Source organism: Allosalinactinospora lopnorensis (genome assembly GCF_000981225.1).
Taxonomy (GTDB): Bacteria; Actinomycetota; Actinomycetes; order Streptosporangiales; family Streptosporangiaceae; genus Allosalinactinospora; species Allosalinactinospora lopnorensis.
In genome coordinates this window covers 21,303-43,013 of the sequence record NZ_LAJC01000053.1, presented here as the reverse complement: position 1 = coordinate 43,013, position 21,711 = coordinate 21,303, and the positions used below count along the sequence as shown (strand labels likewise).

Annotated in this window: 19 protein-coding genes and 3 pseudogenes; 9 read left to right on the top strand and 13 right to left on the bottom strand. The window is 69.3% G+C overall.

What is annotated here, in order from left to right; all coding sequences use genetic code 11:
• On the top strand, window positions 1-1,029 hold a 1,029-nt coding region (locus VS93_RS18440; RefSeq protein WP_046471154.1), incomplete at its 5' end, for an ATP-dependent DNA helicase.
• A 19-nt stretch (window positions 1,030-1,048) separates the two neighbouring features.
• On the opposite strand, the gene VS93_RS18435 is transcribed toward VS93_RS18440, so the two are convergent.
• The 4 genes and pseudogenes from VS93_RS18435 to fabG form a co-directional block, all read right to left on the bottom strand.
• Window positions 1,049-1,801 carry a DUF4389 domain-containing protein gene (locus tag VS93_RS18435; RefSeq protein WP_046471153.1) on the bottom strand — a complete coding sequence of 251 codons (753 nt, stop codon included), beginning with the start codon at window positions 1,799-1,801 and terminating at the stop codon, window positions 1,049-1,051.
• A 173-nt stretch (window positions 1,802-1,974) separates the two neighbouring features.
• Entirely contained in the window at window positions 1,975-2,739 is a 765-nt protein-coding gene (locus VS93_RS18430) for an SDR family NAD(P)-dependent oxidoreductase (protein ID WP_046471141.1), read from the bottom strand.
• A 78-nt stretch (window positions 2,740-2,817) separates the two neighbouring features.
• Window positions 2,818-3,581, bottom strand: a pseudogene (gene fabI / locus VS93_RS18425) (enoyl-ACP reductase FabI).
• Between the two features lie 55 nt (window positions 3,582-3,636).
• Window positions 3,637-4,340 (bottom strand): annotated as a pseudogene (fabG, locus tag VS93_RS18420) (3-oxoacyl-[acyl-carrier-protein] reductase).
• Window positions 4,341-4,597: 257 nt separating this feature from the next.
• Here fabG and VS93_RS18415 point away from each other — a divergent pair.
• Window positions 4,598-5,590: a glutathione S-transferase family protein gene (locus VS93_RS18415; protein ID WP_052745846.1), complete on the top strand. Its 993-nt coding sequence runs from the start codon at window positions 4,598-4,600 to the stop codon at window positions 5,588-5,590.
• Between the two features lie 4 nt (window positions 5,591-5,594).
• Here the strand turns inward: VS93_RS18415 and VS93_RS18410 are convergent, their stop codons facing one another.
• The 3 genes and pseudogenes from VS93_RS18410 to VS93_RS18405 form a co-directional block, all read right to left on the bottom strand.
• Window positions 5,595-6,338: a phosphotransferase family protein gene (locus VS93_RS18410; protein ID WP_338022766.1), complete on the bottom strand. Its 744-nt coding sequence runs from the start codon at window positions 6,336-6,338 to the stop codon at window positions 5,595-5,597.
• Window positions 6,339-6,340: 2 nt separating this feature from the next.
• Window positions 6,341-6,616 (bottom strand): annotated as a pseudogene (locus VS93_RS33075) (phosphotransferase); the annotation flags it as partial.
• 240 nt (window positions 6,617-6,856) lie between these two features.
• Window positions 6,857-7,381: a MarR family winged helix-turn-helix transcriptional regulator gene (locus VS93_RS18405; RefSeq protein ID WP_046471140.1), complete on the bottom strand. Its 525-nt coding sequence runs from the start codon at window positions 7,379-7,381 to the stop codon at window positions 6,857-6,859.
• Between the two features lie 110 nt (window positions 7,382-7,491).
• Between VS93_RS18405 and VS93_RS18400 the strand changes: the two genes are divergently transcribed.
• Window positions 7,492-7,944, top strand: coding sequence for a DoxX family protein (locus tag VS93_RS18400; RefSeq protein WP_046471139.1), 453 nt, complete (start codon window positions 7,492-7,494; stop codon window positions 7,942-7,944).
• A gap of 105 nt (window positions 7,945-8,049) precedes the next feature.
• Here the strand turns inward: VS93_RS18400 and VS93_RS18395 are convergent, their stop codons facing one another.
• On the bottom strand, window positions 8,050-8,547 hold the full coding sequence (locus VS93_RS18395; protein ID WP_046471138.1) for an MSMEG_6728 family protein: 498 nt from the start codon (window positions 8,545-8,547) through the stop codon (window positions 8,050-8,052).
• Window positions 8,548-8,803: 256 nt separating this feature from the next.
• On the opposite strand from VS93_RS18395, the gene VS93_RS18390 reads away from it, so the two are divergent.
• A complete protein-coding gene (locus VS93_RS18390; protein ID WP_046471137.1) occupies window positions 8,804-9,010 on the top strand; it encodes a DUF397 domain-containing protein in 207 nt (68 codons plus the stop codon).
• A gap of 72 nt (window positions 9,011-9,082) precedes the next feature.
• Here the strand turns inward: VS93_RS18390 and VS93_RS18385 are convergent, their stop codons facing one another.
• On the bottom strand, window positions 9,083-11,458 hold the full coding sequence (locus VS93_RS18385; RefSeq protein ID WP_046471151.1) for an ATP-binding protein: 2,376 nt from the start codon (window positions 11,456-11,458) through the stop codon (window positions 9,083-9,085).
• 13 nt (window positions 11,459-11,471) lie between these two features.
• Window positions 11,472-12,083 (bottom strand): DUF6879 family protein, encoded by a 612-nt coding sequence (locus tag VS93_RS18380; RefSeq protein WP_046471136.1) that lies wholly within the window; start codon window positions 12,081-12,083, stop codon window positions 11,472-11,474.
• 723 nt (window positions 12,084-12,806) lie between these two features.
• Here VS93_RS18380 and VS93_RS18375 point away from each other — a divergent pair.
• From VS93_RS18375 to VS93_RS18355, 4 genes are all read left to right on the top strand, one after another.
• Window positions 12,807-13,304 carry a hypothetical protein gene (locus VS93_RS18375; RefSeq protein ID WP_046471135.1) on the top strand — a complete coding sequence of 166 codons (498 nt, stop codon included), beginning with the start codon at window positions 12,807-12,809 and terminating at the stop codon, window positions 13,302-13,304.
• A gap of 27 nt (window positions 13,305-13,331) precedes the next feature.
• Entirely contained in the window at window positions 13,332-14,321 is a 990-nt protein-coding gene (gene ku / locus VS93_RS18370) for a non-homologous end joining protein Ku (protein WP_046471150.1), read from the top strand.
• Between the two features lie 326 nt (window positions 14,322-14,647).
• On the top strand, window positions 14,648-15,868 hold the full coding sequence (locus tag VS93_RS18365; RefSeq protein ID WP_046471134.1) for a PKD domain-containing protein: 1,221 nt from the start codon (window positions 14,648-14,650) through the stop codon (window positions 15,866-15,868).
• A gap of 642 nt (window positions 15,869-16,510) precedes the next feature.
• Window positions 16,511-18,166 (top strand): glycoside hydrolase family 10 protein, encoded by a 1,656-nt coding sequence (locus tag VS93_RS18355; protein WP_082126997.1) that lies wholly within the window; start codon window positions 16,511-16,513, stop codon window positions 18,164-18,166.
• 49 nt (window positions 18,167-18,215) lie between these two features.
• Here the strand turns inward: VS93_RS18355 and VS93_RS18350 are convergent, their stop codons facing one another.
• On the bottom strand, window positions 18,216-18,938 hold the full coding sequence (locus tag VS93_RS18350; protein WP_082126996.1) for a TetR/AcrR family transcriptional regulator: 723 nt from the start codon (window positions 18,936-18,938) through the stop codon (window positions 18,216-18,218).
• 242 nt (window positions 18,939-19,180) lie between these two features.
• Between VS93_RS18350 and VS93_RS18345 the strand changes: the two genes are divergently transcribed.
• The gene (locus VS93_RS18345) at window positions 19,181-19,915 is read left to right on the top strand and encodes an FAD/NAD(P)-binding protein (RefSeq protein WP_046471132.1); all 735 of its coding nucleotides are present in this window, start codon (window positions 19,181-19,183) and stop codon (window positions 19,913-19,915) included.
• Window positions 19,916-19,932: 17 nt separating this feature from the next.
• On the opposite strand, the gene VS93_RS18340 is transcribed toward VS93_RS18345, so the two are convergent.
• On the bottom strand, window positions 19,933-20,721 hold the full coding sequence (locus VS93_RS18340; RefSeq protein WP_046471131.1) for a polyprenol monophosphomannose synthase: 789 nt from the start codon (window positions 20,719-20,721) through the stop codon (window positions 19,933-19,935).
• 133 nt (window positions 20,722-20,854) lie between these two features.
• Window positions 20,855-21,661, bottom strand: coding sequence for a DeoR/GlpR family DNA-binding transcription regulator (locus VS93_RS18335; protein WP_046471130.1), 807 nt, complete (start codon window positions 21,659-21,661; stop codon window positions 20,855-20,857).
• Between the last annotated feature and the right edge of the window lie 50 nt (window positions 21,662-21,711).

Sequence of the window (21,711 nt, the reverse complement as noted above, 5' to 3'; positions counted from 1 at the left end):
GCCGTGGCCGCCCCCACCGCCCAGGCCGCGGCGGCCCTCAACGCCGAGCTGGCCGATCTGAGCGGCGGGGCCGCCCCCGGGGTCGAGGTCGTCCCGCTGAGCCGACTCCTGGAGTGCCGCGCCCCCGGGGTGTTCGAGCGGGGCGCGGCACGCCCCATTGAGGCGGGGCTCGTGATCGTTCCCGAAGCCATGGCGCTGGACGTGGAGCGCGCCGCGGTCCTGGTCGACGCCTGCGCCGACGACACCCATCTCGTCCTGGTCGCCGACCCCGCCCAGGCGCCTTCCGCCTCTCCCGGGCAGGTCGTGCGGGATGTGATCGCCTCGCGCACGGTCGCGGTCGCCGAACTCCCCCCCGCCGCGGAGCCCGGCCCGCTGGTCCGGCTCTCCGGCCTGGTCGCCGGAGGCGAGCTGGGGCAGGTCGAGGCGCCCGGCCGCGAGGTGGTCGTGGTTCCGGCCTCGTCCGGCGCCGAGGCGGCGCACCGCACGGTGCAGCTGATCACCGACTCCATCCCGCGCGCCCTGGGGGTTCCCGCCGGGCAGGTACAGGTCGTGGCCGCCACCCGCGCTGGTGATTCCGGCGCCGACGCGCTCAACACCGCCTGCAAGGAGCGGCTCAACCCCGGCCCCGGGACATACCGGGGACTTGATCCCGGCGACCGCGTCCTGCTGACCGCCGACGGTCCCGGCTACTCGGCGGGCGACGTCGGCCGATTGGAGGGGGCCGACGACACCGGGGTGCGCGTGGGGCTCGCGGACGGAACGACGGCCACCGTGGCCGACCCCGCGCACCTGCGGCCGGGGGGGGCCATCACGGTCGCCGACTCCCACGGCGGCCTCTGGCCCGCGGTCATCGCCGTGTTCCCGCCCGAGACCAAGGGCTCCCGGCCCCAGGTGTACACCGCGATCACCCGCGCCCGGCGGCACCTGTCCGTCGTGCACGCCGCGGGCCCCGATCTCGCGCAGGCCGTGCGGCGCACCGCCGCCATCGAGCGGCAGACCCGCCTGGTCGAGGTGCTGCGCGAGGGGTGACCCGGTCACCGGTTCGGGGTCAGGTCGGTACGTAGGGCATCGTTCCCGCGTCCGGCGGGCCTTCCCGCGGCGGGCCGCGCCGGGCCGGATCCGCGCCTCCGGGATCGAGCCGGAACGGCGGGTAGTGGTCGGTCATCAGGGCGGCGTAGGCCGAGACGCGCAGCCGCCACCGGTTCATCCCGAGGACGAAGTCGAAGATCCCCCGCGGATAGAACCCGGCGAACAGCAGGACGACCGCGGCGAACAGGACCAGCACGTAGATGAGGCTCCAGTTGTAGTAGGTCCCCGCCCCGTCCGGTTCGCCGCCGTCTCGCCAGGGATAGCCCAGGTACAGCAGGTAAGGGCCGCTGCCGACGAAGATACTCACGACGACGTAGTGCGGGAGGGCCAGCAGCCACCACTTGACGAGCACCAGGCCGCGCGAGAGCCGCTCGGGGTAGTCCACCTCGAACCGCGCGGGGTAGTTACCGCGCTCGGCGATGGTGAACGGCGGGTAGCGGTCCGTGCCCAGCGCGGAATAGGCGTAGTAGCGCACCCGCCAGCTCCACCGCAGAACGCCGACGTTGAACCGGAAGATCGGCTCGGGATAGCGGCCGGTGATCAGGATCGCGAAGAAGACGACAATGGTCAGGACGGCGAACGCGATCCACAGGAAGAACAGCACGACGTAGTGCGGGATCGCCAGGATCCACTTGACCAGCCACACCCAGCGCCGCAACCCCGGATCGAGGTCCCCGTCGACCTTTACCGGATAGATTCCAGCATCAGCCACCCCCGACACCTCCTCCGACGCGTTCATCGCAGCTTCCGGCCTGGATATCGGAGGTCGGGGCCGCGTTCCACCCCGCGCGCCGGAGAAAACGCCGTCTTTGCGAAAGCGTGGAAATACGGTGAGTGAAGACACCCGGTCCGCTGGACACGGGATCCGGACGCACGTTCCGGGCGCTAGATCTGGTCCACGAAGCCGCCGTCGACGACCACGTTGGTCCCGGTGATGTAGCTCGCGGCCGGGCTGCCCAGAAAGACGACGGCCCGGGCGACCTCCTCGGGGCGGCCCAGGCGGCCGAAGGGAATCCTGGATCGGATCCGCTCGTAGAACTCCGGGTCGCTCTCCCTGCGCCGGGCCCAGCCGCCACCTTCGAACTCGACGGGGCCGGGCGAGACCGTGTTCACCCGGACCCCCTTCTCCGGCAGGGTGCGGGCGAGCCCGGCCGCGTAGTGGTTGAGGGCGGCCTTGTACGCGCCGTAGGCCTTCGGTCCGGACGGGGGCGCCCCGGCGTGCAGCGCGGAGGTGGTGGAGATGAGCACGATGGCGCCGCCGCGCTGGGACGCGGCCAAGTGGGGCTCGGCGTACTCGGCCATCCGAACGAAGGGCATGACGTCGGTCCGAAAACCGCGCTCCCACTGGTCCGGGGTCGCCGCACTGCCACCGGAGACGTTGGAGACCACGGCATCGATCCCGCCGAGGTCCTCGGCCGCCCGGTCGACGAAGCCGCGCAGGGCCTCGGTGTCGGCGACGTCGAGTGCCTCGGCCAGCACCGCCACCCCGCTCGCGCGCAGCTCTTCGGCGGCGTGTTTCAGCGGTTCGGGCGAGCGGGCGCAGATCGCGAGGTCGGCCCCTTCCTCGGCGAAGGTCCGCGCGATCGCCCTGCCGATTCCGCGGCTCGCGCCGGTGACCACGACCTTGGCGCCGTCCAGTCCGAGATCCATCTCCGCGGCTCCTCCCCGTCCTACGGCTCCCTCGGCGTGCCCGCGGCGTCCCCGTACGGGGACGCCCGCGGGACCAGCCTATGCCCCTGTCGAGTGGAAGCCCCCGTCGACGTGCACGACCTCACCCGTGGTGGCCGGGAACCAGTCGGAGAGCAGCGCGACCACGGCGCGGGCCGCGGGCTCGGGGTCCGCGGTGTCCCAGCCGAGCGGGGCGCGCTGCGGCCAGGCGTCGGCCAGCTCCTCGAAACCGGGGATGCTGCGCGCCGCCATCGTGCGCAGCGGGCCGGCGGAGACCAGATTGACCCGCACCTTCTGCTCACCGAGGTAACGGGCGAGGTAGCGGGCCGTGGAGGTCAGGCCGGACTTGGCGACGCCATCCAGTCGTAGATGGGGTAGGACACACTGTTGTCGAAGTCCATCGCCACCACCGAACCGCCGTCCTTCATCAGCGGCAGCACCGCGGCGGTGAGCGACTTCAGCGAGAACGCCGACGTGTGCAGGGCCGTGGCGACGTCCTCCCACTTGGTGTTGAGGAAGTTGCCGCCCAGTGCCTCCTGGGGAGTGAAGCCGATGGAGTGCACGATGCCGTCGATACCGTCGACGTGTTCGCGGATCCGGTCGGCGAGGCTGGCGAGGTCCTCCTCGCTGGTGACGTCGAGCTCCAGCACCGGCGGGGTGTCGGGGAGCCGCTGGGCGATGCGCTGGACGAGGCTCAACCGGCCGTACCCGGTGAGCACCACCGTGGCGCCCTGCTCCTGGCAGAGGCGGGCCACGTGGTAGGCGATCGAGCTGTCGGTAATCACCCCGGTCACCAGGATGCGCTTGCCCTCAAGAATTCCCATTGCGTCTTCAGTCCTGTTCTGCTTGTTCGCCTGCTGGCGTGGGGGATGCGGAGCTCTAGTGGCCCATCCCGAGGCCGCCGTCGACGGGGATGACGGCACCCGTGATGTAGCCGGCGTCCGGGCTGGTCAGGAAGCGCACCGTCTTGGCGATCTCCTCGGTCGACCCGTAACGGCCCAGCGGAACGTTCTTCTTGATCTCGGCCTGGCGTTCCTCTGGCAGCTCCGCGGTCATCTCGGTCTCGATGAACCCGGGCGTGACGATGTTCACCGTGATACCGCGGGACCCCAACTCGCGGGCGAGGGAGCGGCCGAACCCGATCAGACCGGCCTTGGAGGCGGCGTAGTTGGTCTGGCCTCCCGAGCCGAGCATGCCGACCACGGAGGAGATGAGAACGATCCGGCCGGTGCGCTTGCGCATCATGCCCTTGACGGCGCGCTTGGCGACCCGGAACGCGCCGGTGAGGTTGGTGTCCAGGACCGAGGCGAAGTCCTCTTCGCTCATCAGCGCGAGCAGCTGGTCCTTGGTGATCCCCGCGTTGGCGACCAGCACCTCCACCGGGCCCTGCTCGTCCTCGACCTGTTTGAACGCCGCATCCACCTGGCCGTGTCGGTGATGTCGCAGGAGACGCCGAGCAGCCCCTTCGGCGGTTCTCCCGAGCGGTAGGTCACGGCGACGTCGTCCCCGGCCGCGGCGAGCTCCCGAGCGATGGCCAGACCGATTCCCCGGCTACCGCCGGTGACCAATGCCGAGCGGGACATATGTGGGGCACCTCCGTATGCGCTGCTAAGCGCGGAAAAGACGATGTCAGAACGCACAGCAGCGTATCGACCTACCAGGTGGTATTGGAATCGAGAGGTCCTTTACGGCGCCGCACGCCCGTCGCCCTCCGCCATCGTCCCCGCCCGTCGCCCGGCAGTTCAGGCGTCGGCGCTGCTCCAGCGGGTAGAGAGGGAACAGCCGCCCGAGGTTCAGGAGCCCGGGAGGAAAGACGTCCGCGGCCCGGAGAGAGAGCGCCATGGCAACCGTCACCACCGCGACGCCCGTCGACTTCGAGCACTACGGCGACTACGGTTCGTCCCTGACCAAGCCGAGCGGAACAGCGTTCGAGCGTCCGCCCTACCCGTTCCGCGGCCGGATCGGCTCGGAGGACTTCCCCGCCGAGGCCGGCCGGTACCACATCTACGCCTCCTATGCCTGCCCGTGGGCGCAGCGCAGCCTGATCGTCCGCAAGCTCAAAGGACTGGAGGACGCCGTCTCCGTGGGTATCGTCGATCCGGTCCGCGACGGCCGCGGCTGGGCGTTCCGCGACGGCGAGAGGCACGGCCCCGACGAGGTGGAGCACTTCGCCCTGCTGCGCGAGGCTTACGAGGCGACCGAACCGGGGTTCGACGGGCACATCTCCGTGCCGGTGCTCTGGGATACCCGCACCCGCCGGATCGTCAGCAACCACTTTCCCGATATCACCGTGGACCTGAACGCACGCTTCGACGCCTGGGCCCGGCACGGCGTCGACCTCTACCCCGAGAGTATGCGGTCGGAGATCGACGAGCTGAACGACCGGATCTACCGCGACGTCAACAACGGCGTGTACCGCTGCGGGTTCGCGCCCACCCAGGCGGCCTACGACGAAGCCGTCCGCGACCTCTTCGCCGCGCTCGACGACCTGGAGGAGCGGCTGGCCACCCGGCGGTACCTGCTGGGCGACGCCATCACCGAGGCCGACGTCCGGCTGTGGGTGACGCTGGCCCGGTTCGACGCGGTCTACGCCACGCATTTCAAGACCAACATCAGGCGCCTGGTGGACCACCCCCGCCTGTGGGCCTACACCCGCGACCTCTACCAGCGCCCGGCCTTCCGCGAGACCACCGACTTCGGCCACATCAAGCGCCACTACTACATCACGCACGGCACGCTGAACCCCAAGCGGATCGTCCCGGCCGGTCCGGTCCTCGACTTCGAGGAGCCGCACGGCCGGACGCACCTGAGCGGGGAGGAGCCGCGCGCCTAGCCGGTCAGGCCCTATCGAGGTGGGCGAGGCCGGCGGAGATGAGAAGGGGGACGGCGTCGCCGATCCGGTCGAAGTCGTCCCCGACCGTCTGGCCCTGGCTGTAGCGGTAGTGGATGCCCTCCAGGATCACGGCGAGCTTGAAGAACGCGAAGCCCGCGTACCAGGGCAGCGCCGAGACGTCGCGGCCCGACCCCTTGGCGTAGCGGGCGACGATCTCGTCGGTCCCGGGAAAGCCGGGGGCTTCGTGCGCGTTGCTGACGCCCGCGAAGGTGGGCAGGTCGCGGCTGCTGTAGGCGACGATGAGCGCCAGGTCGGTGAGCGGGTCGCCCAGCGTCGACATCTCCCAGTCGAGGACGGCGGTGATCCGGTCCTGCTCGTCGACCAGCACGTTGTCGAGCCGGTAGTCGCCGTGCACGATCGTCGGGGCGGGCGAGGCGGGCATCGCCGAGGCGAGGCGGTCGTGCAGGTCGTCGATGCCGGGAAGGTCGCGGCTGCGCGAGGCGTCGAGCTGCTTGCCCCAACGGCGCAGCTGGCGCTCCAGGAAGCTTCGGGGCGGCCGAAGTCGCCGAGCCCGACGCTCTCCGGAGACACGGCGTGCAGCTCGACGAGCGTTTCGACCAGCGACGCGACGACCTCGCGGGTGCGTTGCGGGCCGAGTTCGGCGAGCCGGCCGGCCTCGCGGAAGGGCGTGCCGTCGATGAAGTCCATCACATAGAACCGGGCCCCGATCACGTCGGGGTCGTCGCACAGCAGCACGGTGGGCGGCACCGGGACGCCCGTCCCCGCCAGCGCCGAGATGACGCGGTACTCGCGGCCCATGTCATGCGCTGTCGGCAGCACGTGCCCCAGCGGAGGGCGGCGCACGGCCCAGCGGCTGTGGCCATCGGTGACGGCATAGGTGAGGTTCGAGCGGCCTCCGGCGATGAGCTCCGCGGTCAGCTCCCCCCGCACCAGCCCGGGCCGTTCGGACTCCAGGTGATTCCGGAGCCGCTCCAGATCCAGCCCCGGAGGGTTCGCCTCGCCCATCGCTCCTCCTGTCTCTTCGAGCTCAACGCACCGGCCCGCCATCACGGTGACCCCGGCCGCCGGCAACGTATATCAACGTATTCGATGAGAATACCATTGACATACCATCCGGTCGGTTTCACACTTGGCTTGTGGATGCGCGATGGGCGGGATCCTCCCTGAATTCCGTGTCCATGGCTCTCCCCATATGAGCGGTGGCGTCCCCGACCCGGGGCGGGGACGGGGGCGTCACCGCTGCGTCTATGGAGAGGACGTCTCGGTCACCGCGGCGGCGCGGTTCCCTCGTTCGGCTTCCTCCGCTTCGGGCAGGACGACGTCGCGTACGACGCGCAGGCCGGCGAGAAGCTGGTCGAGATGCTCGGCGGGAAGTCGGCCGGTGAACCAGTGGTCGATCGCGGCGAGCAGGTCCGGCAGCATCGCGCCGGTCTTGTCAAGCCCCTCCCGGGTGAGCCGGACGTAGAGCACCCGGCGGTCGGTGGGGTGCGGCTCGCGGACCACCAGCCCCCGGCGCTCCAGCCGGTCCACGACCCTGGTCATCCCGCTCGTCGAGGCTCCCGCCTGCCGGGCCAGATCGGACATGCGCAACGCGTTGTCGCAGCTCCGGGCGATACGCAGTACCGCGTCGAAGTCGTTTTCGGAGATGCCGTGCGCCTCGAAGACCGGGGCGAGCCGGGCGGTCACGCCGGTGCGGACATCGACGAGTAGGCCCAGGGCGGTGATCCGCGGGTCATTGCATTGCTCGGTCGGCCCCGCAGCGTTGCTCATGCGTCCAGCCTACCGACCTCTCACTCCCCACTACACCTTCTGCTTCGACAATAGTTGCTGCGCGTACTATTGTTCTGCGTAGCATCACTGATCGAACATCGGAGGGCGGCATGGAAACGCAAGGGACGGCCGAGGCGGGCGGACGCGCCGCCGCGGCACCGGGACGGGCGGGCAGCATCGCGCTGTGGGTCGTCCAGGCCCTGCTGGCGGCGGGGTTCGCCTTCAGCGGCGGCGCCAAGCTCGCCGGCACGGAGGAGATGGTTGAGTTGTTCGACACCATCGGCTTCGGGGACTGGTTCCGCTACCTGACCGGCGCCCTGGAGGTGCTCGGCGCCATCGGACTACTGATCCCGCTGCTCAGCGGACTGGCCGCTCTCGGGCTGGCCGGTGTGATGGTCGGCGCCGCGGTGTTCGACGTCTTCGTCCTGGACGCCCCGCCGGTGGCGGCCCTGGTCCTGCTGGTGCTTAGCCTGGTGGTCGCCTGGGGCCGCCGCGGGCGCACCATGGAGGTGCTCACCCGGGTGCGCGGGGGAGGCGCACCGGAAGCGCACCGAAACTCCTGAAAGCCGCTCCCGGGGCGGTCCTCCGCCCGCCCCGGGAGCAGGGAGCCGCGCCGGGAACCGGCGGCCCCGGTTCTCCAACAGGAGAGTTCGACCCCGGATCGCCCATTACGGATCAGGGGCGCGGAAAATCCCCGATCGGGCAGTGCGGTCGGACACGGGCCACACATAGGGCAGGTCGTCCGGAACACCGGGGAAGAACCGGCCGTAGTATCCGGGATCCTTTCGCAGCAGCGCGGACTGATGGCTGCGGTGGAATTCCTGATCGCCGAGCCACGGCGGAAGCTCACCCGCTTCGGCCATTTCCTCCTGGGACCGCACCGCGGTGACCCGGGTCGCCGCCTCCAGGTCCGCGCGGATGGTCGCCGCGCAGGTGTCGGCCCGTCCGGCCGAGCGCCACACATCGCACACGGTCAGGCCGTACCGGGCCAAGGCCTCCTCGTAGCCGAGCCACATGCCCGCCGCCGGATGGCCGCGCCAGCCGTACCCGGCGACCGTCAGCGCGCGAAGGACCTGCAGTGCTTCCACCCGCTGCTTGCCGAGACGCCGGGCATCAAGCACGTACGCCGTCGCGGTGAAATCCGGGTACGGCAGGAACGTCTGCACGCACCAGAGTGTAGTCCGAGGATGTCAGCGCACGGATCGCCCGCGATTCCGCTGATGTTTTCCATTGTTCGGGCGGTGGCGCGCACTCCGGTCACCGGACCATTGCCCCAAAAACCGATTGGTCCCGCCGCCCGATTTCGGTACTTTACTCGCGACGCACCTCCCGGTGCGCAGATGACGGTTACTTCTGGCGATATGCGGGGGCGATTCCCTCCCCCACCTCTCGGTGGGGAAGGCGAAGAAAAGGAATAACAGCGTGCTTCCCTCGAACTCACCGATCCCCTCCCATGTGTTTTTCCGAAAGTCCAGCTACTCGCAGAGCGAGGCAGCCTGCGTCGAGGTGGCCAACTGGGAAGCAGGCGCCGCCATCCGCGACACCAGACACCGGGACCGCGGCGCACTGGTCTTCCCCTTAGCCGAGTGGCGTGCCTTCCTCGACGCCGCCAAGAGACGGCACCTCTAACCCTCACCGATCTCGACGTCAGTGGGGCCAGAACCCCAGGTGAGACCCCGCCAACTACAAGATCGACCGAATTCACGCTCCGTGGAGCGCGGCACTGACGCGATCTCGCACGGCCGTGGCGCGCGGGTCGGGGAACCGGGTCAGCAGGGCGCTCGCTTCCTCCCAGTGCCGCAGGGCGTCCTCCGGCCTTCCCGTATCGGCGAGGGCGGACGCCAGGTGGTCGAGCGCGACAGCGAGGTGCCACAGGTCGCCCAGTTCACGGTGGGCCTTGGCGGCCTGCAGGTGGAACTTGACCGCCTCTTCCGGTTGGCCCAGTTCCCGGTACGTCTCGCCGGTGCAGTCGAGAGCCATCGCCTCACGGCTCTGGTCGCCGAGCGTTCGTTGTATCACCGCGGTCCGCTGGAGCGGTCCCAAGGCTTCGGCCGGCCGGCCGATAGCGCGAAGCACCCGCGCGTACGCCACGAACCAGTGGGCGAGCCAGACCGAGTTCTGCTCGTCATAGGCGATGTCCAGTGCGGATTCGATCGAACGGAGCGCTTCCGTGGTCTGCCCGAGTTCGCGCTGCGCCATGCTCAGGAAGAACAGCGAGTTCCCTTCCTGCGCACGGTCGCCGATTTCCCGTTGGATGGCGAGCGCCTGGTCGAGATGGTCCACCGCTTCGTGGAGGTGTCCGAACTCGTACAGCGTCTCGCCGAGGTTGCTCGACAGCAGCGCCTCCCACCGAGGGTTGCCGAGTTCGCGAAAGATCGCCAGGCTCTGCCCGAAGTAGGTAACGGAATCGTCGAGGCGCCGATGCCGCAAACCCAACAGGCCGAGGGCGTTCGTCGAGACGGCCTCGCCGAACCGGTTGCCGATCTCTCGGCGTATCTCCAGCGTGGCGAGATGGCACTCCTCCGCTTCGGCCAGACGGCGCGCCTGGAAGTACGCCTTGCCGAGGCTCTCCGGCACCTCCGATTCGCCGTACCGGTTCTGCGCCGCGCGGGCCGCCGCCAGGCCAACGCGTCCGGTGGCGATCCAATCCTCGAACGCGTTCTGATGCATGAGGACGCCGCGGAGCACAGCCGCGAGCTGCCAGGCCGTCTGGTGCAAACCGTTCTCGCCCGCGGCCCTTGTGGCCGCCACCAGGTTCTCGCGTTCGGCCTCGAACCACGTGCCCGCGGCCGTCTCCGTCGGGAACCGCAGCGGCGCGGACTCGAGCGGCTCGGTGATGGCGACCGTCCGGTTGAACGGCATGAGCGTCGCCAGCGCGGAGTCGGCCGTGTGCAGGTACCAGTTGAGGACGCGGCGCAGTGCCGCGTGGCGTCGGGCCTCGGTTTCGAGGTGGCGGACCTGGTCGGTCGCGTAGGCGCGGAGCAGGTCGTGCAACTGATACCGATCGGGGCCAGTCTGTTCGAGGAGGTTGGCACCGACCAGGACATCGAGCAGGTGCCGGATACGGTCGGTTCTACCCAGGAGCGCGCCGGCGGCGGAGTCGAAGTCGGGGCCGGGATGCAACCCCAGGAGACGGAACAGTCGGGCGGCGTCGTCAGCCAGCGCACAATAGGACCAGGCGAAGACGGTGCGCACCGCGTCCGCCTCCTCGTCGTCCCCGGCGGTCAGCGCATCCCAGAGCGCCGACTCGTCGCGGAGATCCCGGATGAGCTCGACCAACGGCATGAACGGCCGGCTCGCGGCACGCTCGGCGGCGATGCGCAACGCGAGTGGAAGGCGGGCGCACAACGACGCCAGTTCCTGCAACTGCTCGGGGGTGTCGCCACCTCTGTAGTCGGCCGTGACGAGCTTCAGCAGCGCCACCGCGTCCGAGCCGGGCAGGATGCCGAGTGTGAGGCGCCGGCCCCCGTCCCTGGCTACGAGACCGGAGAGCCTGTTCCGACTCGTGACTATCACGAGGCAGCTCGCCGTCCCTGGGAGGAGCGGCCGCACCTGGCTACCCGTCGCCGCGTTGTCGAGGACGAGCAGTATCCGTCGATCGGCAAGGTAGGAGCGGAACAACGCCGCTCGTTCCTCGGCATCGGCGGGGATCGCGGCGGGGCTGACGCCGAGTGCTCGCAGGAACCGGTCGAGAGCCTGTTCGGGCGTCATCGGCGTGCCGGGGTCATAGCCCTTGAGGTTGACGTACAACTGGCCGTCGGGAAAGCGCCGCCGAACCCGGTGCGCCCAGCGCAGCGCAAGCGAGGTCTTGCCGACGCCGGCCGTACCTGTGATCACCACGAGGGTCTCGCCCGTATCGCCGGAGAGCACCCCGTCGAGATCATCCAGCTCGGCCCGGCGATCGATGAAATGTCTGATATCGGCAGGCAACTGTTGCAGCGGTAGTTCGCCGGACGGGCGCGCGCCGTGGAAATGCACACCTCCGTGGACATCTCTGGCCTGCGCGATGTCAGCCAAGCCGGCCGGTTCGGACTGGTTCACGTGCTGAGGCCGGTCGTCGCCTTCACTCCGATCCATGATCGTTCGGACCTCACTGCCCGACCGGAGACTCCAGGCGTGCGACATCCCGGGCGAAGAACTCATCCAGCGGCTCACCAGCGTTGTAGAGGCGCTCGATGAAACGCTGACACTCGATGATCAACGTCCGGTCCGTGAAGCGGTTGGCCGCCTCCAGTACCCCGTCCCGGTCGTAGACCGCTTCGTACATCACGTCGGTGCCCAGTGTGTAGATCTCCGGAAGGGGGCCCTGCTCCTCAAGAGCGGCGATCCGCGGCGCCTCGACGACCCTGGTCAAGCCGCCGTATTCGTGCCGCAGCGCCAGGACGTGCAACTCCCATTGGAGATACGCGGTGATCGGTCTCTCGACGACGCGAACCCGGCGGTTGATGAATCCCGAATCGGCGATCCGCTGGTAGTAGTTGCTGAACTCGCTTCGTTTCTCCTGGACCAGACGAATGCACTCATCCCAGTCGCCCGCCGCGAAGACGCGCCAACTGGGTTCGTTGGGTTCCTTGAAGGTTTGCTGACGCTCCAGCTTCCAGAATCCCGGTTTCCCGGTCTCCCAGAACCGCTTCTCGAAGTCGGCCCAGTAATCGGCGAGATCCAGCCGTTCTCCCGTACTGTTCCTCAGCGCCTCAATCATCCGGTATATCCGCCTTCGCTGCGAGGACCGCAGATCGTGGAATTATGACCATTCTTTCGCCCGGATCGATGGACACGCCTTGCGGAAGGCGGTGTCGGCAGCTCGTGGTGAGATCCTGTCCGATAACGGCTATGTCACCGTTGTCGAGCTCCAGATATCCGGGCAACTGCCGTCCCCGGAGGTATCTCCCCGATCATGGGGAGACTTACCCCAGCGACACAAAAGCTCTGCCGTAGGGTCTGATTCCCATTTCGTTCCGGCCATCGGAAGTCTCCCGCCCTGCTTGAATCAGCAGCCGGAGAATAACATCAAGGCACCCACCGATCCATGACTGAAAGGCGACCGCCGAACGCTTCCAGCGGAAGAGAACACGAAAAAGATCCGATCATTGACAATCTCGAACGAGAACCTCGGAAATACGTCATGACATCCGAATCAATCCACAGGTGTTTCTGAACGGAACGGGCATCCTGGTGATGATGGGATCGTTGCACCCAAGGACGACTACGATGCCTTGGCAGCCAATGGTCTTTGCGATCTTAACGCTAACAGGGTTGAAACACCGGCATCGTCAAGATCGACCGGTCGAATCTTCCTTCCCGACCGCGCGAGAGCAGCGGTGGTCATGTCCGCCTCGGCCGCCTACCGCCGCACCGGGCGCCGATCCGCGCCGACCTGGTTCGGCGCGGCCTGCTCACCGAGGTCATCGCGCTGCCCGCCGGGATGTCGACCGCCCACGCCCAACCCGTGCACCTGTGGCTACTGTGGCGGCCCACCACACCGTCGGATGCTGCCACCCACGTGCGGATGACCGACCTCACCCGGGCGGACCTCGACGGTTCGCTGGAGGCGGCGAGCAGCCAGCAGGCCGAGGTGGCCCCCGTCGACCTGCTCGACGATCTCGTGGACCTCACCCCCGCCCACCACACCGAGGCGGTCACCGCCGATTACCCCGCCGAGTACGCGGCCGCTCGCGATCGACTCCAACGTGTCCTGAACAAGCTGGCCGACGCCCTCCCGACCTGGCCTCGCGGGCCGCGGAGCTGGCACGGGAGGGACTCACCACCCGCGCGTTGGCTCCAGGCGACCGTGGAGCCCCCGAGCAGGCTGAGGCCGCGACGGTCCTCTCCCGCCATTGGACCCTCTTTCCGCCCGGGCGTGCTCCCTGTAGCACTGCACCGGCCAGAACTCCCCTGCTTGACCTGGAGTTTCATGGGGTAACGTGGACAAAAGGGGGAGGTGGATGTCATGGCGGCACCGGTTTGGCAGGGGACGCTCTCGTTCGGGCTGGTCAGCATCCCCGTGCAGGTGTTCGTCGCGCGCACACGCCACGGAACGAGCCTGCACCAGTTCGAGCGGGGCACGTCCGACCGGATCCGGTTCCGGCGGATCAACGAACGGACCGGCCAGGAGGTCCCCCGCGACAAGATCGTCATGGGGGCCGAAACCGACGACGACACCTACGTGACGCTGGAGTCGGAGGAGCTGGAGTCCATCGTTCCGGGCCGTTCCCGGGAGATGGAGATCTCCAAGTTCGTCCCCGCCGACCACGTCGAGCCGCTGTGGTACGACACCACCTACTACCTCGCCCCCGGGTCCAAGGCGGCGGCGAAACCGTACAAGCTGCTCCGCAGGGCGCTGGAGCAGGCCGACCGGATCGGGGTGGCCACCCTGGTGATGCGCGACCGCCAGCACCTCGTGACCATCGGGCCCCAGCGCGGAGTGCTGACACTGAGCACGATGTGGTGGGACGACGAGATCCGCGACCCCGAGGAGACCCTGCCCGCCCTCCCGGACGAGGAGGAAGAGGTCGACGGCCAGGAGCTGGAGCTCGCCAACGAGCTCATCGACTCCATGGGCGACGAGTGGAAGCCGGACGCCTACACCGACGACTACCAGGAGCGGCTGGGAGAGCTCATCCAGGCCAAGCGCTCCGGGCAGCGCCGTGTGCTGCGCCGCGCCGAGCAAACCCAGCCCAAGAGCGAGGAGAACGTCGTCGAGCTGGGCAGCGCACTACGGGCGAGCCTGAAAGGCAGGAAGGGCGGGGAGAGGCCCCGCGCCTCGGCTCCGGGGTCGCAGTACCTGGGCGAGGCACCGCTGTCGGAGCTGCCCAAGAAGGAACTGGCCCGCATGGCGACCGGCCTGGGTATCCCGGGCCGCTCCAAGATGAACCGGAACGATCTGGAGAAGGCGGTCGCCAACGCCCGCGACCAGCGCTCATCCCGGTCCGCCTCCTGAGCACCGCCCGTTCGAACCGGTGAGCGCCCCGGCGGGATCGGTGCCGGACAGAGGCGGGAGTCAGCCGCCGTAGCCGCGGCGGCGTCCGGCCGCACCCGCCCCGAACCGGAGAGCCCCGCGGCACCGGCGGCAGCCGTGTTTCGCACCGCGGCAGGGAAAGCAAGGAAACACCACCCCACCGGTAAGAATCATATAGATAACACATTACTCCACAGTAAAACAATCCCCCTAACGTGGCGGTTTGTGGTCACGCCCTCCGCTGGTGATTTCGAGCGCTCTCCTCTCAGAATGGGATTCCCCACACAAATAAAGACCGCGGAGTGCTCATGTCGAAAGCGAGACGCCTCTCCCCCGCCGCGGCCATTACCGCAGGTCTCGTTCTGTTCCCCCTGGCAGCACCGGCTGCCGCCGCCTCCGAGGAGAGCGCCGGCGCCCTCCAGCAGGCGCGGTGGGTCGCCATGGGCGACTCCTTCCAGTCCGGCGTCGGCACCGGGGAATTCGACGAAGAAAGCGGCGAGTGCCTGCGTTCGCCGCTGTCGCATGTGAACCTGCTGAACAAGGACGGTTCCGTCCCCGGCAAACTGGACTTCGTCGCCTGCAGGAGCGCCGACATCGACGACCTCTACGCCGGACAGCACGGCGAGCCGCCGCAGATGGACGCCGTCCGCCGGGGCGGCGAGGAGATCACGCACGTGACCGTCGGGGTCGGCGGGAACGATCTCGGATACTCCGACGTCCTCAGGGACTGCATCCTCTACGGCTGGGTCTGGAGCTCCTGCGCCTCGCGCTACGACGACCAGGTCCAGGAGAAGTTCGACGAGGTGACCGCGGCGGCCCCCGAAACCGGGCTGAACGGCTTCGAGACGCTCTACACCGACATCCGGGCCGAGGTTGACCCGGACTCGGCCACCGTGGCCGCCATCACTTACCCACGGTTCTTCCCGGTGGACGGCGGATCGGACTGGTCGAGCATCCTCTTCCAGCCGCGGTGCAACAACATCCGGGTGAGCGACCAGCTGTGGATCAACAACTGGATTCGGCGCATGAACAACGCGATCGAAGGAGCGGCGCGGAGCACGGGGACCCGCCCGGTCGACCTCTACGACGCCTCGGAGGGCCACGAGCTCTGCAACCCGGCCAGCAACGAGGACTACCTCAACGGCATCCGGTTCGACCCGAACGCGTTCCACCCCACCCGGTTCGGATACGCCGCCAATGCCGACGCCATCCGGTCGCAGCTCGACGCGGAGCCGGTGCTGCCGGTGTCCGCGAGGAGCCGGCAGCCCGCGCAGCCCCACCGCCCGCCGCGGACGCACATGGACCTCCACCAGGACGGCGCTGCGATCACCGCTGACGCCTCGGGCTCGACAAAGGGCGACGGGAGCCTGGAAATCTATCTCTGGGAATTCGACGACGGCGAGATCGACGAAGGCGAGAGCGTGACACACCGCTACGAGGAGCCCGGGGCCTACTACCTCACCCTCACCGTGATCGACAGCAATGGGGAGATGGGGTTCTCCGCCCCCGCGGAGATCACCGTCGGGTGAACCGCCCGGCGCGGCCCGATCCCGGTGCCCGCGCCGAACTGCGGCGGCGCAGCCTGGAGCTCCTCGGCCGGTCCTGACGCCGCCGGCCGCACCGAAGCCGCCGGGGCCGCCGGGGCCGCCGCACGCGCTTACCGAGAGGTTCCCGCTCGCGTTCACCGCCGCCGTTGTACTCGCACCGGACGGTGCCCTCGTGGCCGCGCTGCCGCGCGGGGAGCACCGCTGAAGGCGGAAAATCCGTATCCTCCAAATCGGAACCAAAATCTTTTCAAAAAAGAATTCCATTCCCCGCGCGCCCCTTGTGCCACGGCCGCGCACACAGCGCCTTTCCCACCGCGGGCACCGCGCAGCATGGAACGGAACAACCGGCGCAGGGATTCACCCACGCCACCCTTGAACAACCGTTTCCACCTGTTCCCATATTTCCCTTTTTATCGCTGTATCCCCTGATCACCCGACTTGCCCCGATAGCGCGATCAGCCACGGAACGCCCTGACCAGCCGCACGGAAACCCGACACACCCCATCTCCCGAAGGAGATGTTTTACTTTCGCTGACATATCGAAGAAAATTTTCATTCCGAGTCCTGTCGCCACTCCGTTCCCCTCCCTACACCGCGATCCCACGACCGGGAGGAAACCTCGCCATGAGAAACCACCGAAAACCAGGAGACATCCCGCGCCCGGACTTCCGTTCTTCTCCGGGATTCCGGCCCGCCGGTCTTCGCCGCTCCCTGTTCCCCGCTGTTTCCGGTGTGCTGGCCGTGCTGTTCACCGGGTCGCTGCTCACCGCGGCCCCCGCGCAGGCGGCCCCCGCGGCGCCCGACCCGAGCAACTGCGCTCCGGTCTCCGGTGCGCCCGACAAGCGGCAGATGCGCGCGACGTGGATCTCCAGCGTGTACAACATCGACTGGCCGTCCGAACCGGGGCTCTCACCCGAGAAACAGAAGGCGGAACTCGTCCGGCTCTACGACGAAGCGGCCTCCTACGGCCTGAACGCGGTCTTCGTGCAGATCCGCCCGACCGCCGACGCCTTCTGGCCCTCCCCGCACGAACCGTGGTCGCAGTGGCTCACCGGCAGGCAGGGCGCCGATCCCGGGTACGACCCGCTGGAGTTCGCCGTCTCCGAGGCGCACAAGCGGAACCTGGAGTTCCACGGGTGGTTCAACCCGTACCGGGTCGCGATGCACGACAACATCAACCGGCTGGCCGAGGGGCATCCGGCCCGGAAGAACCGCCACTGGGTCTTCGAGTACGGCGGCCGCCTCTACTACAACCCGGGCATCCCGAAGGTCCGCTCCTTCGTGCAGGACGCGATGATGCACGCGGTCGAGAACTACGACATGGACGGGGTGCATTTCGACGACTACTTCTACCCCTACCCCGCGGAGGGCCAGGGGCTGCCGGACAGGGACACCTACGCCCGGTACGGCGGCGGCTTCGACAACATCCACGACTGGCGCCGCAACAACGTGGACCTGCTGGTCAAGGAGATGAACGAGCGGATCGAGGAGGCCGCGCCGCACGTGAAGTTCGGGATCAGCCCCTTCGGTATCTGGCGCAACGCCCGCACCGACCCGAACGGCTCACGCACCGACGGTTTCGAGTCCTACGACCGGATCTACGCCGACAGCCGGAAGTGGGTGCTGGAGGGCTGGCTAGACTACATCAACCCGCAGGTCTACTGGGAGATCGGGCACGATCTCGCCGACTACGCGGCGCTCGTCCCGTGGTGGGCCGACCTCGTCGACGGCACCGACGTGCACCTCTACATCGGGCAAGCCGCCTACAAGGTAGGCGAGCAACCGGGAGCGTGGCAGAATCCGGCGGAGCTGAGCAGGCATCTCACCTTCAACCAGAACCATCCGCGGGTCGACGGCGACGTGTACTTCAGCGCCGACTCCCTCAGGACGAACGCCGCGCAGGCGCGGCGGGTCCTGGTCGACGAGCACTACTCGCACCCGGCCCTGGTGCCGGTCAAGGAGGACCTGGGCGGCTCGGCTCCGCCTCCTCCGGCGATCGTCGGCGCCACGCGCACCAGCGAGGGCGTCGAGCTGACGATCGAGGCGGCGCCGGACAGCGAGACGGCCTACTACGCGGTGTACCGGTTCGACGGCGAACCCGCGGAGGAGCAGGTGTGCGACCTCGCGGACCCGCGCACCATGGTGGGAACCGTGCGCAGCGGCGGCGGCACGACGGCGTTCACCGACCCCGGCGCCCCGGAGTCGCAGACCTACTACGTGACCGCTCTGGACCGGCTCCACCACGAGAGCGACGCCGGCCGGCCGCGGTACCTGCGGTGATCTTCGATCGCGGTACCCGGGCGGCCGGTGCCGGCCCCGGCGGTCCGGCTCAGGCGTCCGGACCGTCCGGGCGCAGCGCGTCCAGGAGGAGCCTGGCGTAGTGGTCGCCGATCTCGGCGGGTGAGAGCCGCCCGCCGGGCCGGTACCAGGTGCTGAGATGGTGCACCGATCCGAAGTAGAAGTCGACCACGAGATCGGCGGGCACCCGGTCGGCGAAGACGCCCTCCTGCTGCCCCTCGGTGATCAGCGAGCGGAAGAGCTCATGATAACGGCGGCGCTCGATGCGCACCTCGCGCTGCTTCGCGGCGCTGAGCTGGTGCAGCGACCGGAAGAAGATGGTGGCGTCGTCCAGGTTGGCGATCGTGGTGACCACGACGTCGGCCGCGGCGCGGCGCACCCGGTCGGCGACCGGGCCTCCCTCGGCGGCGATCTCCTCCAGCCGGGTCAGCTGCATGCGCAGGACCCGCGCGTAGACCTCGGCGAGCAGATCGTCCTTGGAGTCGAAGTAGTGGTACATCGCCCCCTTGGTGACTTCGGCGGCGTCCACGATCTCCTGGACCGAGGTGCGGTCGAAGCCCTTGTCCGCGAACAACCGGGTGGCCACGGCGAGCAGCCGCCGGGGCACGGACTCCTCGTTCGCCCCGGGCGCCGGCCGCTCATCGGGCACGGAAGCGGCGTCCACGGCCTCGTCGGAGACTCCGGGAGCGGTGGAATCGGCGGCGGGCTCGGGCGGTATGCCCCGGCCCCGGCCGCCGCGGGCGCGCACGGCCACGGCAACAGCCTTTCTACGGGTGAACCTCGGGACGGCCCAAGGTGCTCCTTCGCTCCCGGCCATCGCCGGGATTCTCTCACCTTATGACTTCGCGCGACATGCGGAGGGGCGGGAGGAGCACCCGCACCCTGGGCGCGGCCCCGCCGGTCCGCGGAGACGGGCCGCCGTCCCGTTCCCCGCGCCGTCCCGGACGGGGGCGGTGAAGAGCTGCGATGTCAGGCCCGCGGGCCTAGAGTGTGTCCATGGAACATCAGGCGGCGTCCGCTGATCCGGTCATCGCCTTCGCGGGCGGCGGCGCGAGTGCGACACTCGCTGCCGTCGCCCTGCTGCGCACGACGACCTGGCTGCGCCTGAGCTACCGCATGCTGGTATTCGACGAGTACGGTCGGCACGCCCGGGGGCCCGCCTACGCGGCGAGCGACGACCGGCAGCTGCTCCGGACCTCGGTCAAAGGCATGTCGGCGTTCCCCGACCGGCCGTGCCACCTGCTGGAATGGGCCCGATGGCGGGGACTGCCCTGCGATCCCGATACCCACCTCTCGCTCCGGGTCTACGGCGACTACCTCGCCGAGACCCTCGCGGAGACCGTCTCCTGGGCGCGGCCGCACGCGACTCTGCAGCGCCGCACCGCCCGGGTGGTCGGCGCGTCGGCGGACAACGGACTGGCCGAAGTGCGGCTCGCGCAGGGGGAACGGCTTCCCGTGGCGGCCGTCGTCGTGGCGACGGGCGATCCGGCGGCCCACGCGCCGCCCCGGATCACCGGGATCGCGGCCGGTGACGCCGGGACGGAGCTGGTCACCTGCCCCAAGGGCGCCCTGATCACCGGCTCGGGCGAGGCGAGCCGCAGGCTCTTCGCCCTGGGGCCCGTGCGCCGGGACCACCGGGCGGACGGTATCCCGCAGATCCGCGTCCAGGCCGAGGAGCTGGCGCAGCGCATCGCCGATACCGTACTGCGCGACCGCGCGCCAGCGTCATGAGCGGGCGGGGCGCGGCCTCACGACCGCCGGCGCCGTGCGCCGCGCTCGTGCCTGCGCAGCTGGAACGGGCGCAGCGCCGACTCCAGCTGGACGGCGAGGTCCATCTTGCTCGCGCCTTCCCTGCGGTCCTCGAAGTGGATGGGGATCTCCACGATCTTCTGGCCGCGGCGGTAGGCGCGGAAGTGCGTCTCCACCTGGAAGCTGTAGCCGCTGCTATGAACGCTCGGCAGGTCCAGCGCCTGCAGGGCCTCCCGGCGCCAGAGCTTGAAGCCGGCGGTGACGTCGCGGACCGGCATCGCGAGGATGGCCTTCACGTAGGCGTTGGCCCACCCACTGAGCAGCCGGCGGCGCAGGTTCCAGTACTCGGAGAGACTCCCGCCGGGCACGTAGCGGCTGCCGATGACGACGCCGGCGCCGGTGGAGAGCATGGTCCCCAGCATCTGAGGCAGGTAGCCCGGCGGGTGGCTCAGGTCGGCGTCCATCTGGGCGACGAAGTCGGCGCCGTCGTCCAGTGCCCGCGTCATGCCCGCGACGTAGGCGCGGCCGAGGCCGTCCTTGGCCTGGCGGTGCACCACGGTGACGCGCTCCCCGTTCGCGTCCCTGTGTTCGACGGCCAGCTTGTCGGCGATCTCCCCGGTGCCGTCCGGCGAGTTGTCGTCCACGACGACCACGCGCAGCCGGGGCAGCGGCAGCGCGAGCAGCCGCTCGACGAGGACCGGCAGGTTCTCCGCTTCGTTGAACGTCGGGACGACGACGCTCACCTTCGACCGCGACCACGGGTCGGGCAGTTTCACCGGGGTGGGCATGAGGCGGTCTCCAGCCATCGGTCGTTGAGCTGAGGTGGGTCCGGCGGGCCGGGCGTAGCCCGTATCGTAGGGCCGCCGCCCGCCGTAGGGGTGTCCGGCCCCTCGTCCGATCGCGGCCCCGTTCGCGGTGCCGTCACTCGCCGCGGTCGACCTCCAGGACGGCGACGTGCACCAGGGTCCCCATGTCCTCCAGCGTCATCAGCACTTCGGGGTCGGCGTGGTTGTCGGTGATCAGGTGCGCGATGTGTTCGGGCTGCACCGTCTGCACCAGGGTGTCGGCGCCGACCTTCGTGTGGTCGGCGAGAACGATCACCTCTTCGGCGCAGCCGACCAGCGCGCGGTCCACACTGGCCACGGTCGGGTTGGGTGTGCTCAGTCCGCGCTCGGCGGTGATGCCGTTCCCGGACACGAACGCCTGGTGCACCCGCAGCCCGGCCAGGGACTGCTCGGCGGCGGTACCGACCAGCGCCCGGATGGAGCCGCGCAGCGTCCCGCCGGTCATCACCACCTCGACGCCGGGCGCGCCCGCGAGCGTCTCCGCCACCGGGAGCGAGTTGGTCACCACGGTGAGGTTCTGCCGCCCGGTGAGCTCCCGCGCCAGCGCCTCCGTGCTGCTTCCCGGGCCGAGCACGATGGCGTCGTCGTTCCGGACCAGCTTGGCGGCCGCCGCGGCGATGGCCATCTTCTCCGGCGCCGCCTGGCCGCTCTTCTGGGTGTAGCTCTCCTCGTGGCCGAGTCTGCCGGGCAGGGCCGCTCCGCCGCGGCGCCGGTCGAGCAGCCCATCAGTCTCCAGCGCCCGCACATCGCGGCGTACGGTGACCTCCGATGCCCGCACCTGGGAGGCGATGTCGCGCAGCGCCATGGCCCCGTTCGCCCGCACCAACTCCAGGATCCGCTCCCTGCGTTCGGCGGCGAACGCGGGCCTGGTCTCCTCTGTCATCGGGTTATGTCCCCTCTATGCCCCGGGACCTCCGATGATACGGGCACGGC

Coding starts and splice junctions, on each gene's coding strand:
- VS93_RS18430 (WP_046471141.1), bottom strand. CDS start 2,739: ATGGATCTCGGACTGGACGGCGCCAAGGTCGTGGTCACCGGCGCGAGC.
- VS93_RS18415 (WP_052745846.1), top strand. CDS start 4,598: ATGGCAACCGTCACCACCGCGACGCCCGTCGACTTCGAGCACTACGGC.
- VS93_RS18405 (WP_046471140.1), bottom strand. CDS start 7,381: ATGAGCAACGCTGCGGGGCCGACCGAGCAATGCAATGACCCGCGGATC.
- VS93_RS18400 (WP_046471139.1), top strand. CDS start 7,492: ATGGAAACGCAAGGGACGGCCGAGGCGGGCGGACGCGCCGCCGCGGCA.
- VS93_RS18385 (WP_046471151.1), bottom strand. CDS start 11,458: ATGGATCGGAGTGAAGGCGACGACCGGCCTCAGCACGTGAACCAGTCC.
- VS93_RS18380 (WP_046471136.1), bottom strand. CDS start 12,083: ATGATTGAGGCGCTGAGGAACAGTACGGGAGAACGGCTGGATCTCGCC.
- VS93_RS18375 (WP_046471135.1), top strand. CDS start 12,807: ATGTCGACCGCCCACGCCCAACCCGTGCACCTGTGGCTACTGTGGCGG.
- ku (WP_046471150.1), top strand. CDS start 13,332: ATGGCGGCACCGGTTTGGCAGGGGACGCTCTCGTTCGGGCTGGTCAGC.
- VS93_RS18365 (WP_046471134.1), top strand. CDS start 14,648: ATGTCGAAAGCGAGACGCCTCTCCCCCGCCGCGGCCATTACCGCAGGT.
- VS93_RS18355 (WP_082126997.1), top strand. CDS start 16,511: ATGAGAAACCACCGAAAACCAGGAGACATCCCGCGCCCGGACTTCCGT.
- VS93_RS18345 (WP_046471132.1), top strand. CDS start 19,181: ATGGAACATCAGGCGGCGTCCGCTGATCCGGTCATCGCCTTCGCGGGC.
- VS93_RS18340 (WP_046471131.1), bottom strand. CDS start 20,721: ATGCCCACCCCGGTGAAACTGCCCGACCCGTGGTCGCGGTCGAAGGTG.
- VS93_RS18335 (WP_046471130.1), bottom strand. CDS start 21,661: ATGACAGAGGAGACCAGGCCCGCGTTCGCCGCCGAACGCAGGGAGCGG.